Below are 16,419 nucleotides of genomic sequence, written 5' to 3'. Positions count from 1 at the left end.
CGTCCCCTCCCCCGGAGAACCCGTTGGCCACTGACACCCGACCTGAACCGCCGGCCGGCGGTGTGCGCGAGGGCGCGCGCCCCGCCATCGCCGAAGGGCACCTGCGCACCGACCGCTGGTGGCTCGCCCCTGGAGTCACCGCCCTGGGGCTGCTCGCCTTCATCGTGTACGCGACCTGGCGGGCGTTCGCGAACGCCCACTACTACGCGGCGCCCTATGTCTCGCCCTTCTACTCACCCTGTCTCGCCGAGAACTGTCAGCCGATGAAGGCGGGACCCAATTTTCCCCTCTTCGGCGACTGGTGGACCCTGTCCCCCGCCCTGATCTTCCTGGTCCTCCCGCTGGGCTTCCGGCTGACCTGCTATTACTACCGCAAGGCCTACTACCGGGGCTTCTGGGCCGCACCGGCCGCCTGCGCGGTGGCCGAGCCGCACAAGAAGTACACCGGTGAGACCCGCTTCCCGCTGATCCTGCAGAACAGCCACCGCTATTTCCTCTACGCGGCCGCGCTGATCGCGGTCATCCTCAGCTACGACGCCCTGCTCGGCTTCCGGAACGCGGAGTACGAGTGGGGGCACATGGGTCTGGGCACGGTCATCCTTTTGGTCAACATCGTGCTGGTCTGGGGATACACCATTTCCTGCCACTCCTGCCGCCACATCATGGGCGGCCGCCTGCGGAGCTTCTCCAAGCACCCGGTGCGCTACCGGCTGTGGAGCTGGACCAGCAAGCTCAACGGCCGGCATATGGAGCTGGCCTGGGCGTCGCTGATCAGCCTGGCCCTCGCCGACTTCTATGTCTATCTGCTGGCGACCGGGGCGTTCACCGATCCGCAGCTCTTCTGAGAGGGATGCACGAGCAATGGCACAGGTGGAACGACAGCAGTGGGACGTGGTCATCGTCGGCGCGGGCGGTGCCGGGCTACGGGCCGCCATCGAGGCCCGCGAGCAGGGCCTGCGTACCGCGGTGATCTGTAAATCGCTCTTCGGCAAGGCCCATACGGTGATGGCCGAAGGCGGCATCGCGGCCAGCATGGGCAATGTCAACGAGGGCGACAACTGGCGGGTGCACTTCCGCGACACCATGCGCGGCGGAAAGTTCCTCAACCAGTGGCGGATGGCGGAACTGCACGCCCAGGAGTCGCCGGACCGGGTGTGGGAGCTGGAGACCTGGGGAGCGCTCTTCGACCGTACGAAGGACGGAAAGATCTCCCAGCGCAACTTCGGCGGGCACGAGTACGCCCGCCTGGCGCATGTCGGTGACCGGACCGGTCTGGAAATGATCCGCACCCTGCAGCAGAAGACCGTCGCGCTGCAGCAGGAGGACTTCCAGGAGTCGGGCGACTACGAGGCCCGGCTGAAGGTCTTCCAGGAGTGCACGGTGACCCGGGTACTCAAGGAGGGCGAGCGTGTCGCGGGCGTCTTCTGCTACGACCGCGAGTCCGGCCGCTTCTTCGTCATCGAGTCACCGGCCGTGGTGCTGGCCACCGGCGGCATCGGCAAGTCCTTCAAGGTGACCTCGAACTCCTGGGAGTACACCGGCGACGGACACGCGCTGGCGCTGCTGGCCGGGGCATCGCTGATCAACATGGAGTTCGTGCAGTTCCATCCGACCGGGATGGTCTGGCCGCCCTCGGTCAAGGGAATCCTGGTCACCGAGTCGGTGCGCGGCGACGGCGGGGTGCTGCAGAACAGCGACGGCAAGCGGTTCATGTTCGACTACATCCCGGAGGTCTTCAAGGACAAGTACGCCGAGACCGAGGACGAGGCCGACCGCTGGTACGAGGACCCGGACAACAACCGCCGTCCACCGGAGCTGCTGCCCCGCGATGAGGTGGCCCGCGCCATCAACACCGAGGTCAAGGCCGGGCGTGGCTCCCCGCACGGCGGGGTCTTCCTGGATGTGTCGGACCGGATGCCCGCCGAACAGATCAGACAGCGGCTGCCGTCGATGTACCACCAGTTCAAGGAGCTGGCGGATGTGGACATCACCGCGACACCCATGGAGGTCGGACCGACCTGCCACTACGTCATGGGCGGTGTGGAGGTCGACCCCGATACGGCCGCGGCCACCGGCGTACCCGGACTCTTCGCGGCGGGCGAGGTCGCGGGCGGTATGCACGGCTCCAATCGGCTGGGTGGCAACTCCCTCTCCGATCTGCTGGTCTTCGGCCGCCGGGCCGGTCTCTACGCCGCCCAGCACGCGGCGGTCCTGACCGGCGACGACCGGCCCACGGTCTCCCAGGACCAGATCGACAAGGCGGCAGCCGAGGCGCTGCGCCCGTTCAGCGCGGAGGCACCGGAGCCGGATACGCCCGCCGAGAACCCGTACTCGGTCCACCAGGAGCTGCAGCAGACCATGAACGATCTCGTCGGCATCATCCGGCGGGAATCCGAGATGGGTCAGGCCCTGGACAAGCTGGCCGAGCTGCGGCTGCGGGCGCGGCGGGCCGGTGTCGAGGGCCACCGGCAGTACAACCCGGGCTGGCATCTGGCCCTCGATCTGCGGAACATGCTGCTGGTCAGCGAGTGCGTGGCGCGTGCCGCGCTCAACCGCACCGAGTCCCGTGGCGGCCACACCCGCGATGACTACCCCGAAATGGACCGCGAGTGGCGGCGCGCCAATCTGGTCTGCTCCCTCACCGAGGACGCCGACGGTCTCGGCAAGATCTCGCTGCGCCGCCGGGAGATGGAGTCGATCCGGCACGATCTGCTCGAACTCTTCGACAAGGACGAGCTGGTCAAGTATCTCACCGATGAGGAGCTGACGACCGAGTGACGACAGCGGCGAGCAGCAGCGCAGCGACAACCAGCTATAACGCGCACTTCCGGGTCTGGCGCGGCGACAGGGACGGCGGCGGTCTGACGGACTTCACCGTCGAGGTGAACGAGGGCGAGGTCGTCCTCGACATCATTCACCGGCTGCAGGCCACCCAGGCCCCGGATCTGGCGGTCCGCTGGAACTGTAAGGCGGGCAAGTGCGGTTCCTGCAGTGCGGAGATCAACGGCAGGCCACGGCTGCTGTGCATGACGCGGATGTCGGTCTTCGACCGCGCCGAGACCATCACGGTCACACCGCTGCGGGCCTTTCCCGTCGTACGGGACCTGGTCACCGATGTCGGCTACAACTACACCAAGGCGCGGGAGATCCCTTCCTTTGTGCCGCCCGCCGAGCTGCAGCCCGGGGAGTACCGGATGCAGCAGGAGGATGTGGGGCGGTCGCAGGAGTTCCGTAAGTGCATCGAGTGCTTTCTGTGCCAGGACACGTGTCACGTAGTGCGCGACCATGAGGAGAACAAGGCCCCGTTCGCGGGGCCGCGCTTCCTCATGCGGATCGCGGAGCTCGATATGCATCCGCTGGACGCGGCTGAGGAGCGGGGCATGGACCGCCGGACCACTGCGCAGGACGAGCATGGTCTGGGCTACTGCAACATCACCAAGTGCTGTACTGAGGTGTGTCCTGAGGGGATCAAGATTACGGACAACGCGTTGATTCCCATGAAGGAGCTGGTGGTGGACCGCAAGTACGATCCGGTGGTCTGGCTGGGGAACAAGATCCGGCGCCGCAGGTCGTAGCGGCTCCGCCGCGTTGCGGGCTCCGCCCCGGCGGAGTGCCCGCAACCGGGGGCTAGATTGATGGGAAGGCGTCCAGTAGGGCTTCGATGGAGTCCGGGGGTTTGGGTTCGCCGTCGGGGACGGCGAGCTCGAACCAGACCGTCTTGCCCCGGGGCGTACGGCGGCTGCCCCAGCCCGTGGAGAGCAGGCCGACCAGCTGCAGGCCCCGGCCACCCTCATCGGTATCCCGGGCGCGACGGCGGCGCGGCTGCACCAGGGCCGCGTCCCAGACCTCGCAGACGAGCGTGCGGTCCAGCAGCAGTCGCAGCCGGATCTCGCCCTCGCCGTGCCGCAGGGCATTGGTGACCAGCTCGCTGACCAGCAACTCAGTCGTATCGGCGAGATCGTTCAAGTCCCAGACGGCCAGCTGCTGGCGAGCCAGCTCCCGGGCTCGGGCCACCGAACGCGGCTCGGCGGGCAGCCGCCAGTCGCCCACGGAGCCCGCGCACAGTCCCTGGACCCGGGCGAGCAGCAGGGCGACATCGTCCTCGCCATGGTGGGTGTCGAGGGCGCCGAGCACGTCATCGCAGACGTCCTCCAGTGGGCTGACCGGCCTGGACAGCGTCGTACGAAGGGCATGCAGACCGTCGTCCAGCGCCTGGTAGCGGGACTCGACCAGACCGTCCGTATAGAGGGCGAGCAGCGCGCCGTCCGGCAGCTCCACCTCGATCTGCTCAAAGGGTTCACCACCGACCCCGAGCGGTACGCCCTTGGGGACCTCAAGGAGCAGGGCGGGCTCCCCCGGTTCAACGAGAACGGGCGGCAGATGGCCCGCGTTGGCGAATGTGCAGCGCCGGGAGACCGGGTCGTACACAGCGTAGGCGCAGGTGGCCAGATAGACCTCGGAGAGGTCGTCGCCGCCCCGGCGGGTGCACGGCGCGTCGCCCAGGCCACGGGCGATCTCGTCCAGTGCCTCCAGCACCTCGGCGGGCTCCAGATCGAGCAGCGCCAAGGTGCGTACGGCGGTCCGCAGTTCACCCATGGCGACGGCGGCGCGCAGCCCACGCCCCATCACATCACCGACGACCAGGGCGGTCCGGTGTCCGGGCAGCTCGATGACGTCGAACCAGTCGCCGCCCACCTCCGTCGCCGCGGTACCGGGGCGGTAGCGGCAGGCGATGTCGAGCCCGGCGGCTTCCGGGTCACCCGGTGGCAGCAGACTGCGTTGCAGTATCAGCGCGCGCTCGTGTTCGCGGCGGTAGAGCCGGGCGTTGTCGATGCAGACGGCGGCCCGGGCGGCGAGCTCGGCGGCCAGCGCCGCGTCCCGCTCGCCAAAGCGCTCGCTGCCCTTCGCGCGGGAGAACTGCACCAGACCGAGCACCCGTTCGCGGGCGACCATGGGCACGGCGAGGGTGGAGTGCACGGCGGTACCGAAGGCGGAGGTGCTCTCCGGCTCCTGTGGCTGGTAGGCCTTGACCCGGGCGGTGCGCAGGGCGATCGCGCAGGGTGACTCAAAGGCGTAGCGGTGGGTGGAGCCCAGCGGAACCGTGTCGGGGTCCGAACCGTCCCCGACGGCGCTGGCGAAGGCGACCCGGCGCAGCGGCGCGCTGCCCTCTCCCCCGCTGCCGGGCCGTGGTTCATCGCCCGCGAGCACTTCCTCGTAGAGGTCTACCGAGGCGTGGTCACAGAACTGCGGCACCGCGACATCGAGCAGTTCACACGCTGTCTTCTCCAAGTCGAGGGAGTTACCGATCCGAGCACCCGCTGCGTTCAGCAGGGCCAGGGCACGGCGCACATCGTCGGGCTTGCCTGCCTCGACCGGAATCTCGCTCAACGCCGCCCCTTCCCCGTCGTTCCCAGCTCGCGAGCCTACGGGCAGTCTGGCAGGACCGCGCCTTCCGGAGCACGGTCTTCCCGATAGCTGCCCGACTGCTGCTCGCTTCTGCTACAACCAGCGCTGGTCATCTCATCATGTGTCACACCTAGCACTGCCTGCTCTCTTCTCCTAACCAGGCGGAGTTTCCCCAACCACACCCCTTCCCAAAACCGGGCTACGCGGGGAGGCTCAGCTCGAACCACACCGTCTTGCCGATGGGTCCATGCCGCGTGCCCCAGCGCCGCGCGGAGTGAGCGACGAGCTGGATGCCCCGTCCCCCCTCGTCATCCAGCGCGGCGGCCCGCTCCCGGGGCGGCTCCGGCAGTGGGTCGGAGACCTCGACCAACAGGGAACTGCCACGGACCATACGTACTCCGATAGGGCCGCGTGCGTACCGCAGCGAATTGGTGACCAACTCGCTGACCAGCAGCTCCGCTTCATCGCTGATGGCCTCCAGGCCCCAGCCGAGCAGCGTGCGGCGGACCTCGGTGCGGGCCTGCCGGACCGCGCGGGTCTCGGCTGGGAACGACCAGCACGCGGTGCTGTCCTCGGGGAGACCGCCCAGCTGTGCCATCAGCAGGGCGACATCGTCCACCGAGGCGGGGGCGTTCGCGACGTCATCGCCCAGCATGGCGATGACGTCATCACAGGCATCCTCGATATCGAATTCCCCCCGTACCCCGGAGAGCCGCTCGCACAGCCGGTCCAGGCCCTCGCTGATGTCCTCGTCCCGGGCCTCGATCAGGCCATCGGTGTAGAGGACGAGGACGGCGCCCTCCTCGATCTCAAAGTCCGCTGACTCAAAGGCGACCCCGCCGACACCGAGCGGCGCGCCGGAGGGCAGCTCAAGGGGTTCGGCGGTCCAGCAGCCCGCCCGGGTGCTGAAGGTGAGGAGCAGGGGCGGCACATGACCGGCCCTGGCGAGGGTGCAGTGCCGGGTGGAGGGGTCGTAGACCGCGTAGACGCAGGTGGCCATGAGGGGATCGTCGGGGCCCTGAGCGAGGTCGTCGGCGAGGTCGTTGATACGGCGCAGCAGGGCGTCGGGGGGCAGATCGAGTGCGGCGAGGGTACGCACGGCGGTGCGCAGCCGTCCCATGGTGGCCGCCGCGCGCAGCCCATGGCCCATCACATCGCCGACGACGAGGGCGATCCGGCCGCCGGCCAGCGAGATGACATCGAACCAGTCGCCCCCGACCTCGGCGCCGCTGCTGCCGGGCACATAGCGGTAGCCGACCCGTACGCCGGGCGGCGAGGGCACCCGCTGGGGCAGCAGGCTGCGCTGGAGCATGAGGGCGCCCTCACGCTCCCGGGCGTAGAGCCGGGCGTTGTCGAGGGAGACCCCGGCGCGTCCGGCCAGCTCCATGGTGAAGGCGAGATCGTCCCGGTCGAAGGGGTCGCGGCGCTCGGCGCGGCTGATGACCAGCAGTCCCAGGACAATGCCGCGCGCGCTGAGGGGTACGGCCATCAGCGAGTGGATGCCCAGGTCGAGGGCGGCCTGCACCTTGGGGTCTCCCGGGTAGGTCGCGGCCAGCAGCTCCCGCTGGGAGGCGGCGAGATGGGGGACACCGGTGGCGAGGACGGTGGCGAAGAAGGAGTCCGGGGCGAGGGCGATGTCCTGGCCGACCCGGAGCATCCGCTCGACATTGGGGCCGGTGCGCTTGGCGGCGACGCCGAGCTGGAGCAGCGGGACACCGGTGAGCTGGCCACCACGGGGCAGCTCATCCCCGTAGGCGACGGCGCTGAACAGCATCACACCCGCGTAGTCGGCGAAGCGGGGCACCAGGGCTTCGGCGAGCGCCTGGGAGATCTTCCGTACGTCGAGCAGGTCACCGAGGGCGACGCCGACGTCGTCGAGGAGCTTGAGCCGCTGGCGGGCGCGTTCGACCTTCTCCAGTGCCTCGCGGCGCTCGGTGATGTCCATGATGGTGCAGCTGACGCCGAGGACTCGGCCGGTGCGGTCGGTGAGCCTGCCGTACGACACCGAGCGGGAGCCCTTGCCGTCGGGGGCGGGCATCACCATGTCGACGACCGTGCGTCCGGTGGCCAGTACAGCGGACTGGACCTGGGAGATCTCCCTGGCCATGAAGTCCGGCAGGACTTCTTCGACGGTGCGGCCGAGCAGCTTCTCAACCGGGGTTTTATTGAGCCGGGCAAGCGCCTTGTTGACCCGCACGAAACGTTTCTTTTCATCGAAGAGGGCGATGCCCAGCGGTGAGGAGTCAAAGAGAGCGTCCAGGGCGGCGAGGTTGTGCTCGATCGCGCGCAGTCTGCTGATCTCGACGACATTGGCCAGAATGAAGGGCTCGCTGTCGGCGTCCTCCAGGAGCATGGCCCGGGCCTCGATCTCGACCGGATAGCCATCCCGGTGCTTACCGCGCAGGATCCCCCGCCACTGCCGGCCATGCCGCAACTCGCCGTAAATCCGCCGCGTGGTGTCGGGATCCCGCTCCGGCTCCTCAAGGAACTCCACAAACCGGTGCCCGGCGACCTCGTCGCCGCGCCAGCCGAGCAGCTCCTCGATGGCGGGGGTCCAGAGCAGGATGCGGCCCCCGGTGTCGAGGATGACAACACCGATGCGGAGCGTATCGAGCAGTGAATCTGCTGCGCCCGGTGCCTCGCTCACTCCGCCCACGTCCCTGTTCGGGTAGCCACGCCGCCGGAACTTTCCGGCGAAGTTGGACTAATAGCCCACATACCCGATTTTGCACGCGGTCAGCCCTGGTCACCGCTCGTATGCCCCAAACGCTCCACCACGTAGCGTCGCACGCCCCCCTCTGCATCTCTCCGCACCCTCTTGCCGAGCCGGTCGACCAGCGTCTGCGCTTCCCCGCGCGTGGCATAGCGGCCGACCCGGTAGCGACTGCCGTTGTCGTCCTGACGTATCACCATCCAGGGCAGCGTGGCATTCTCATTCATGACGCGCCCCCACCTGCCGCCGTGGTGCGCCCCGTCCCATCCCTAACGATCCCGCGTTCCGCATATGCCCGAGCTTACGCCCGACCCTCACTCAGCGCATTCGGCTTTGCACAATGAGGCACGGATTCGGCCATGCCCCGGCCACGGACACCCCTAGCGGACGGGCATGTGATAGGCGATGCGATAGCGGTCCGCGGGGATCACCACATCCGCCGTCTCCACGGGGCGGCCGCCCGCGTAGTACGTCCGCGCGATCACCAGGACGGCGTGGCCCGGGACACCACCCAGAGCCGTCATCTCCTCGGCCAGCCCGGGCCGGGAGCTGACCTCCTCCACGACGTTGTCGACAATGACGTCGATGGCCGCCATCCGCTCCACCACCCCCTGACCACCCAGCGGCCCCTCCTCCGGCAGCATCACCGGAGTACGGCCGGTCAGGGACAGCGGCTCCCAGGAGGTGGAGAGCATGGACGGCTCGCCGTCACCACGGAAGAGATAGCGGGTGCGCATCACCCGGTCCCCCGCCTCCACCCCCAGCCGCGCCGCGATCACGGGGCTCGCTTCCTCCTGCGTACTGTGCGACTCCCAGGTGCCGTTGACCTGGTCGTCCGCCTGCTCCTGACGGAAGGGGCTGGAGCCACCGGCCGCCCGGTATCCCGTCCGGGCGATACGGCGAGGCACCGGATGCTCGCGAACGTACGTCCCGGACCCGGACCGGCCTTCCACCAGGCCTTCGGCCATCAGGACCTTACGGGCCTCCAGGGCCACCGTGTCCGAGACGCCGTACTCCGCGCGGATCTTGGCCTGTGAAGGGAGGCGCGAGTGCGGAGCCAGCGTGCCGTCGACGATTTTCTGCCGCAGGTCCCCGGCCACACGCAAATACGCGGGCTGCTCACCGAAAGGCACGTGTCCTCCCAACAGGTTGACGGTGAGCAACAGCTTGGCAACCCTCGGTGGTCAACCGCAATGAACGGCCAAAGATTCACCCGATGTGATGACTTACTGCTCAGACAGGTGTTGGCCCCCACAGTCTGGCTGTGGGGGCCAACGTTATTCGTCACAGACCGTACAGGGCGTCAGAACTCGTCAGAACTGCAGCACCCAGCTGTCGATGTAGCCGGTGTCCCAGCTCGCGTTGTCGTGCACCCGCAGCTTCCAGCCACCATTGGCGGTCACCGAGGAGGCGTTGACCGTGTAGGTCTTCTGAATGTTGTCGCCGCTGCCGCCATCGCGGTAATCCTTGAGGCGGAAGGTGGTGCCGTCCGGCGCCACCAGGTCGACCTGCAGGTCACCGATCCAGGTGTGCTTGATGTCCACGTCGACCTGCAGACCCGACGGCGCGTTGCCCGCGAGGCCACTGACGTCGATCGGGGACTCAGTGGTCTGGTGGTCCCGGATCGGGTAGTCGGTGGTGTTCTCGAAGCGGTCACCGGGCTCACCCGGCTCACCGGGGTCCCCCGCGCCCACCTGCAGCAGCTTGTTCGGGGAGCCGGAGCCGGGGTTGCTGACCTTGCCGGTGACAGCGGCGGAGTCGATGGCCGACCCGACCTGGGCCGGGGAGGCGCCGGGGTTGTCACCCAGCACCAGCGCGGCGGCGCCCGCCACATGCGGCGAGGCCATCGACGTACCGGAGATGGTGTTGGTCGCGCTGTCGCTGGTGTTCCACGCCGAGGTGATGGATGAGCCGGGCGCGAAGATGTCCACGCTGGACCCGTAGTTGGAGAACGACGACCGGGCGTCGGTGCTGGTCGTGGAGGCTACGGTGAGCGCTTCGGCGACCCGCGCCGGGGAGTAGTTCGAGGCGTCGGCATTGGAATTGCCCGCCGCTACGGCGTAGGTGACACCGGAGGCCACGGAGTTGCGGACGGCCTGGTCCAGCGTGCTGTTGGCGCCACCGCCGAGGCTCATGTTCGCCACAGCGGGCTTCTTCGCGTTCTGCGTCACCCAGTCGATTCCGCCGACAACGCTGGCGATGCTGCCTGAGCCGTTGTTGTCGAGCACCCGCACCGAAACGAGCTTGGCCTTCTTGGCGACGCCGTAGGCCGAGCCCGCGACCGTACCGGCGACATGGGTGCCATGACCGTTGCCGTCGTTGCCGCCGCTGTTCCAGTAGTCATAGCCAAAGCTGGCGCGGCCGCCGAAGTCCTGGTGGCTGTGGCGGATCCCGGTGTCGATGATGTACGCGGTGACGCCTTCACCGGCCGAGTCCGGGTAGGTATAGCTGTTGTTGAGCGGCAGGTCCGGCTGGTCAATCCGGTCCAGCCCCCAGGAGGGCGGGCTGGGCTGGGTGCCGAAGAGGGAGACCTTCTGGTCCTGTACGACCGACTCGACCGCGGAGTCCGCGGCGAACTTCTTTGCCTGTTTCTCCGTCAGCTCGACGGAGTATCCGTTGAGCGCGGCCTCATAGGTGTCGTTGATCTTGGCACCGTACTTCTTGGCGAGCGCCTTGCCCTTCGAAGACGACGCGTCGGCCGCGTCCTCATCGAGGGTGATGATGTAGCTGCCCTTGATCGATCCGGGAGCGCCAGCGTTGTGGATGACGCCATCGGGACCATCCGCCGCCACCGCGGGTATCGCGGCGCCGACGCCGAGGGCGACAGCCGCTGCTGTCGCCACTGCAGCGGCTGACCATCTATGCCTGGAGGAACGCATCACTGCCATTGAGAGGTCCTTCTCGTGGTGGTGCGCCAATGTGGGGAACGGACGCGAACATGACATCCGCGTGCCGTCAGCGGAAAGGTTCGCGGACCCATAGGAATCACACAAGAGGCATGCGTCAACTTCATGCATCTGTCACAAAGGGGTCACAGGATTCCGGTCAATCCCCTGTATTTCCCGGCAAATTGGCCGATGGATGCCGTAAGTGCCATGACCGCCACGGGCGCCATAAAGACGGGTGCCATAAAGACAGCTGCCCCGGCAGCGGGACAGCCCGTGACCCACGCGTCGTTCTCCGCTGCCGAACCCTCAACGGCTGAGCCGCACCCGCGGCCTGCTCCTCTCCCGGGAGGGTTTCAGATGCTCCAAGGCCACTTTGGGAAAGGCGACAGCGAAGTCGCGGAGCGCTTGCCACCCGGCCCTGCGCAGCACACGGAAGAGGACGTGCGGCGGAGCCGGCCGGAAGCGCAGCCGGAGCGCGCTCGGCTCGCTGCCCTGCCGGACCTGCCGGAGCGCCTGCTCGACGACGGCGGGATCGTTCCACATGCTCCGGAAGACGACCACACCGCGGGAGTCGATGATGTGCACGGTATTGGGCATCATCCCGTAGTGCTGGTGCGCGCTGCCCTGCAGATCGTCGACGAGCATGGTGCGTCCCTCGCGGTCGGTGTCCGCGACCCGTCGGGCGGCATCGGTCTTGTCGGCCATGCTGCGGTGCGGGCCGAGGTTTTCTCCCGGGTGGGCTTCACGGGTGTAAAGGACCAGGAAGGCCACGTCGGGGAACCGGTAGGCCAGCGCGTTCATGCGGTCGATGCCCCGCTCGTACATCGGGCAGGTGATGCTTCCGGCTTCCAGGACGACGATCTTCCCCCGGTAGTCCGACAGTCTCACCCGGCTGCCGTCGAGGCGGGTGGCCGTGAAGTCCGGCGCCGACTCGCCCTCCCGCACCCCCTCCAGCCGGTCCAGGTTCCGGCCGGCCAGGCTGAAGTGCTCGTAGTTGTACTCCCGCGCCTTGCGTTCGAAGTCGCTGCTGATCGATTCGGTCATCGTGTCTCCCGCAGCCAGCGTGGCCGTAAACAGAGCGCCACCTTCGACGCTACGCCCGCCCACGACGGCCGGCACAACCACACAATCGGTGATCGCTTGACTCGATCACCCAGCACGACGTCGGGGGCGCCGCCCACCAGGCACGGCGGCCCGACGTCGTCGAGCGGGCCGGCCGGGACGACCAGCCCGCTCGGCTTCAGCACCACCACGCTCGTGTCCCAGCCAGAGCGCCGCCGCCTACGGGTTGGTCAGTCTCGCGTCATCCACACCGTCGAGAACGGCGACCTGGCCGTCTGGGTGTTCACGCCGGGCAGGCGGACGGACAGGAGAAGGGCGAGCCCAACCTGACGAGCAGTAGGCAAAGCATCACACGTTGAAGCGGAACATCGGAGCCAGCGCCGTGACCTGCGAGGACACCGAAGATTCGTTGCGGATCCAGCCAGTATCCAGCAGCAGGGGCGGTGGGTCGGTGACCGGTGTTTCACGCTGGGTCTACGGGGCTGTCCGGGGCCTGGGACTTACCGTCTCCACCAGAGGCTTCGTGTGCTTGTCTACCTGTCCGGGCTGGACCTGTCCAGCTCCGCCCTGCGCTTCCTCACCGCTCGCCCGCGGGAGCACGGGATCCGCGACAAAGTACGAGAAGACTCAGGATCGCCAACGCTACACAACAGCGCCGGCAAGGGGCCGAGGTCTGAGAGGCTTCTCCGCAACGTCTGCGGCCTGATCACCCTCACCAACTCCCGTGCCTCGCCCGCCATCCGCCACTCACAGCGGCCAAGCGGTCAGCAAATCGTCGGGGCCGTAGGCGACATCGAGTCCCGGACAGTCGACTCCGCTGCGCGAGACCGCCACGACTGGAACAGGTTCGCCAGTGAGGGCGGCCCGGTGCCGTTGGAGGGCTGCCAGGTCGTGCCGGTCGAAGGGCGACTGCTCCAGCCACTTGATGGAACCGACGAAGAGCAGCTCCTTGGCAATGGGGGCGCGGTCCGCCCCGACGATATCGATCTCGACGTCGTTGGTACGGGTCCAGTAGCCCCCCACTGCGGGGGCCGCGGGCAGCCGGTCGTCGGGCAGTATCCGCGCCAGGGCCTCGCGGACAAGGGGCTCGACGGCCCGGCCGCGCCAGCTGGTCCAGTTCTCCCGGATGCGTGCCAAGGTCAGATCTCCCCGCCCCCGCTCGATCTCCTCCATGGACGGGCCGAGCAGGTGCAGCCAAAACCTCAGGTAGGGATCTGTCACCCGGTAGCGGCGATCCTTCGACGGACGCAGCGATACGGGCAGTTCCGCAGCAACGATCCGCTTGTCCGCAAGCAGCTCCAGCGCTCGCTGCAGCGGCGTGGCCCCGATTCCGCCGGCTGCACGGGCGATGTTGGTGAAGGTCCGCTCGCCACTGCCGATAGCCGCCAGCACCGTACGCGCCTGAGCCTGCGGGGGAAATTCGGCAGCCAGCGAGCGCTCGGCCGACACCAGCAGCGCCGAGACCGGGTCGCTCAGCACCTCGCCGAGGAAATCCCACAGCCCTGCACCCTGCGGCCACTCCGCACAGATCAGCGGTAGCCCGCCGGTGACCAGCGCGGCGTCGAAGGCTTCCGCCGGATCCAGCCTGAGCATCCGCCCCACCTCGGCGGGGTTCAGCGGCCCTAGCACCATCTCCCGGCCGCGCTGATGGAAGGGCCGTCCGTAGCTGTTCAGAGCCTCCATCATCGACAGATCGGAGCCGATGAGGACCAGCAGCACTGGCTTGGTCTCTAGCACCCGGTCCCAGGCCCGTTGCAGCATCCCCTCAAAGGCGCCGTCGACATCCATCAGGTACGGCACCTCGTCGATGACCAGCACGCTCGCCCGGTCGACGGGCAGCGCCGCGGCCAGCACATCGAACGCAGCATCCCAGCTCTCCGGCCGCGCGGCAGCCACGAGCCGCGCCAGCGGCAGCGTCGACGCCTGGGCGTCTCGGGCCAGCCGTGCCAGATCATCCCTAGGGGACGCACCGGTCGCCGCGTAGAACAAGAACGGGGCCCCGGAGCGCTCCGCAAACCGCTCGACCAGCCGCGACTTACCCACCCGGCGCCGCCCACGCAACATCACGCACCGACCGGGCCGCTCCCCGCCAACCCCTGCCGCCACCTTCTGCAGCTCTCGCTCCAATGTCGCCAGCTCCTGCCGACGACCTACAAAGTCCACCATGTCCGCCGACCTCCACGCATGATACTAACGACAACGTTACTAACATAGACATTAGTAGGCAGCCTCGCCAGCTGTCGCTCACGATCACAAGTCATGGACCTGCGTTTCGAGGACCGTGCGACACTGGGCCGGTCGCACAAAGCAGGGGCCAAGGCCAGCATCCCCGGCGAACGAGACGCCACCAAGGGCCATGCCAGCGTCGTTGTCGAAGTTCACGCTTTCGTTGTCCAGGTGGATGCCGAGGAGGCGGCCGGCGATCTCGCCCTGGAGCGCGGACTCCAACAGCCGCTTGGTCAGCTGCTGAACCAGCCCACCCTCGCCAGTCAGTCGGAGGCCGTCGGCCTGGGGCCTTCGCCTGCTGCGGCTCGACCGTCTCGGCCTCGGTCACGTTGTCACTGGTCATCGATGCATCCCCATTGGTCAGGAGTTACACCGAACGAACGATTTACAGTCCCCTCTGCGGCACGATCGACAGAGCCTCATCCCCTGTCATTCTCGATCATCTTGCCCCGATCGTGGTCGACTCCGGTCACGGCAAGGGACAGACGGAGAACAGAAGAGGCAACGGGCAACCCCGTCAAACCCCGATTCTCGAGGCCCGCCTCGTGTCAAACTCACTCTCGGATGCGAAGCGCAACGACTCCGTCACGACAGGTGTTCGCCGTCGGTCTTCGTGTCGATCAGTGAACGTCGAACGAAAGTTCCCCGTGAGGGCGCACGGCTCTCACGGTCGCTGTTCAAGGGGAGGTTAATGATGAGTACAACTCTACGTTTCGGCCCGGAACTTCGCCGTTTACGACAGGAAGCGGGGCTTACTCTGACCGAGTTCTCCGTTGCGCTCAACTACGACAAGGGGCACCTCAGCAAGGTCGAGCGCGGGGAGCGTTCCGCGTCCCCCGAACTGGCCCGGCGGTGCGACGCCTTCCTTGGCGCGAACGGCGAGCTGCAGCGCCTGGTCGTCCGCCCCGAGACCGACTCGGACACCACCGAAAGCCCCACCACCCCGAGCCTCTGGCTCGTCGGGCGCCGGGCGGTCCTCGCGGCGGGTACGGGGTCGCTGATCGACCTCGGCCTGAAACTCGGCGGTCAGGCGTCCTCTGCCGCCGACCCCCTCCTTCCCTCCTTCCGGGCGCAGTTCGACCAGCTACGAAAGCTCGGCCAGTCCACCGCGCCGAAGATCCTGCTTCCCCTGCTGGAGACGCAGACGCGCACGGTCGCCGGGCTGGCCGCCGACACCCCGTCCGCCACTCGAGCCCCCGCGCTCCTGCTCGCGTCGCGGTTCGCGGAGTTCACCGGTTGGATGGCCCAGGAGGCCGGGGACAGCGGCGCGGCGCTCGGCTGGACCGGTGAGGCCGCCGAACTGGCGCGCGCCGGGGGCGATCCGCACCTCGGTTCCTACGCGCTCGTGCGACGCGCCTTGGTCACGCTCTACGGCGGGGACGCCGCGGGCACCGTCGCCCTGGCCCGCCGGGCCCAGAGCGACGAACTCCCGCCGCGCATACGGGGACTCGCGGCCCAGCGGGAGGCGCAGGGACACGCGCTCGTCGGCGACGAACGCGACTGCCTCCGCAGCCTCGACAGCGCGCGGGAGCTACTCGACAGCGACGACGCCCGCAGCGGCGCCGAGCCCGTGATCGGCACCACCCACGTGAGCGACCCCGCAGCGATGACGACCGGCTGGTGCCTGCACGACCTCGGTCGCCCCAAGGCCGCCGCCGAGGCCCTCGACCGGGAGTGCCGCCGCCTCCCGCCGCACGCGCTGCGCGCCCGCACCCGGTACGGCTTCCGCAGGTCCTTGGCCCACGCCGCCTCCGGAGAGGTCGAGCACGCGTGCACGATCGCCGGGGAGCTCCTGGGGGTGATGCCAGCCGTGCCCTCGGCGACGGTGAACAGCGACGTCCGGCGTCTCGCGCGGGAACTCTCCCGGTTCCGGAGCAGCCGGGCCGTACGCGATCTGCAACCGGCGCTGGCACGGGTACTCGCCCCCGCGCACGACTGACACCAGCTCCACCACCGACACCGGCTCGAGCCGCCCGGCTCGCCGGACTACCCGGTACCTCCGGATCCCACGATCCCCGGCGGGACCCTCCGATCCCCGCCCGACGCGTCGCACCGCACCCCGGCTTCTTCGGGCTGCCGGCGACCAGTGACGCGCCGGGCGGCGCAACTCCATGCGTACGCCCT

10 protein-coding genes and 2 pseudogenes are annotated in these 16,419 nt (G+C 68.4%); 5 read left to right on the top strand and 7 right to left on the bottom strand.

The window, feature by feature from the left end; translation table 11 throughout:
- The first annotated feature begins 23 nt into the window (after positions 1-23).
- Genes test1122_RS18120 through test1122_RS18110 form a run of 3 tightly spaced genes read left to right on the top strand, consistent with a single transcriptional unit; the run spans position 24 to position 3,575 of the window.
- Complete coding sequence (locus tag test1122_RS18120; RefSeq protein WP_232270217.1) at positions 24-845, top strand: hypothetical protein; 822 nt, start codon at positions 24-26, stop codon at positions 843-845.
- 16 nt (positions 846-861) lie between these two features.
- Positions 862-2,778, top strand: coding sequence for a fumarate reductase/succinate dehydrogenase flavoprotein subunit (locus test1122_RS18115; RefSeq protein WP_232270216.1), 1,917 nt, complete (start codon positions 862-864; stop codon positions 2,776-2,778).
- Positions 2,775-3,575: a succinate dehydrogenase/fumarate reductase iron-sulfur subunit gene (locus tag test1122_RS18110; protein WP_232270215.1), complete on the top strand. Its 801-nt coding sequence runs from the start codon at positions 2,775-2,777 to the stop codon at positions 3,573-3,575. Before test1122_RS18115 ends, test1122_RS18110 begins: the two co-directional genes overlap by 4 nt.
- Before the next feature lie 52 nt (positions 3,576-3,627).
- Here test1122_RS18110 and test1122_RS18105 read toward each other — a convergent pair.
- The 6 genes and pseudogenes from test1122_RS18105 to test1122_RS18080 all read right to left on the bottom strand — a co-directional run.
- Positions 3,628-5,346, bottom strand: a pseudogene (locus test1122_RS18105) (ATP-binding SpoIIE family protein phosphatase); the annotation flags it as partial.
- A 259-nt stretch (positions 5,347-5,605) separates the two neighbouring features.
- Positions 5,606-8,053 carry a SpoIIE family protein phosphatase gene (locus test1122_RS18100; RefSeq protein ID WP_232270214.1) on the bottom strand — a complete coding sequence of 816 codons (2,448 nt, stop codon included), beginning with the start codon at positions 8,051-8,053 and terminating at the stop codon, positions 5,606-5,608.
- A gap of 89 nt (positions 8,054-8,142) precedes the next feature.
- Positions 8,143-8,346 carry an SPOR domain-containing protein gene (locus tag test1122_RS18095; protein ID WP_232270213.1) on the bottom strand — a complete coding sequence of 68 codons (204 nt, stop codon included), beginning with the start codon at positions 8,344-8,346 and terminating at the stop codon, positions 8,143-8,145.
- Between the two features lie 153 nt (positions 8,347-8,499).
- A complete protein-coding gene (locus test1122_RS18090) occupies positions 8,500-9,252 on the bottom strand; it encodes a GntR family transcriptional regulator (protein WP_232270212.1) in 753 nt (250 codons plus the stop codon).
- A gap of 180 nt (positions 9,253-9,432) precedes the next feature.
- On the bottom strand, positions 9,433-11,007 hold the full coding sequence (locus test1122_RS18085) for a S8 family peptidase (RefSeq protein ID WP_232270211.1): 1,575 nt from the start codon (positions 11,005-11,007) through the stop codon (positions 9,433-9,435).
- Positions 11,008-11,313: 306 nt separating this feature from the next.
- On the bottom strand, positions 11,314-12,051 hold the full coding sequence (locus test1122_RS18080) for a peroxiredoxin family protein (protein ID WP_232270210.1): 738 nt from the start codon (positions 12,049-12,051) through the stop codon (positions 11,314-11,316).
- 180 nt (positions 12,052-12,231) lie between these two features.
- On the opposite strand from test1122_RS18080, the pseudogene test1122_RS26855 reads away from it, so the two are divergent.
- Positions 12,232-12,399, top strand: a pseudogene (locus test1122_RS26855) (type II toxin-antitoxin system RelE family toxin); the annotation flags it as partial.
- Between the two features lie 417 nt (positions 12,400-12,816).
- Here the strand turns inward: test1122_RS26855 and test1122_RS18075 are convergent.
- Positions 12,817-14,235: an ATP-binding protein gene (locus test1122_RS18075; protein ID WP_232270209.1), complete on the bottom strand. Its 1,419-nt coding sequence runs from the start codon at positions 14,233-14,235 to the stop codon at positions 12,817-12,819.
- Between the two features lie 754 nt (positions 14,236-14,989).
- Between test1122_RS18075 and test1122_RS18070 the strand changes: the two genes are divergently transcribed.
- A complete protein-coding gene (locus test1122_RS18070) occupies positions 14,990-16,234 on the top strand; it encodes a helix-turn-helix domain-containing protein (RefSeq protein ID WP_232270208.1) in 1,245 nt (414 codons plus the stop codon).
- Positions 16,235-16,419: the final 185 nt, after the last annotated feature.

This window comes from Streptomyces gobiensis (assembly GCF_021216675.1).
Taxonomy (GTDB): Bacteria; Actinomycetota; Actinomycetes; order Streptomycetales; family Streptomycetaceae; genus Streptomyces; species Streptomyces gobiensis.
The sequence above is the reverse complement of the archived record's forward strand: the minus strand, read 5'-3'. Positions and strand labels throughout refer to the sequence as shown.

Excerpts from the sequence above, each read along its gene's own strand:
- test1122_RS18115 (WP_232270216.1), top strand. The coding sequence starts at position 862 with ATGGCACAGGTGGAACGACAGCAGTGGGACGTGGTCATCGTCGGCGCG.
- test1122_RS18095 (WP_232270213.1), bottom strand. The coding sequence starts at position 8,346 with ATGAATGAGAATGCCACGCTGCCCTGGATGGTGATACGTCAGGACGAC.
- test1122_RS18085 (WP_232270211.1), bottom strand. The coding sequence starts at position 11,007 with ATGGCAGTGATGCGTTCCTCCAGGCATAGATGGTCAGCCGCTGCAGTG.
- test1122_RS18080 (WP_232270210.1), bottom strand. The coding sequence starts at position 12,051 with ATGACCGAATCGATCAGCAGCGACTTCGAACGCAAGGCGCGGGAGTAC.
- test1122_RS18075 (WP_232270209.1), bottom strand. The coding sequence starts at position 14,235 with ATGGTGGACTTTGTAGGTCGTCGGCAGGAGCTGGCGACATTGGAGCGA.
- test1122_RS18070 (WP_232270208.1), top strand. The coding sequence starts at position 14,990 with ATGAGTACAACTCTACGTTTCGGCCCGGAACTTCGCCGTTTACGACAG.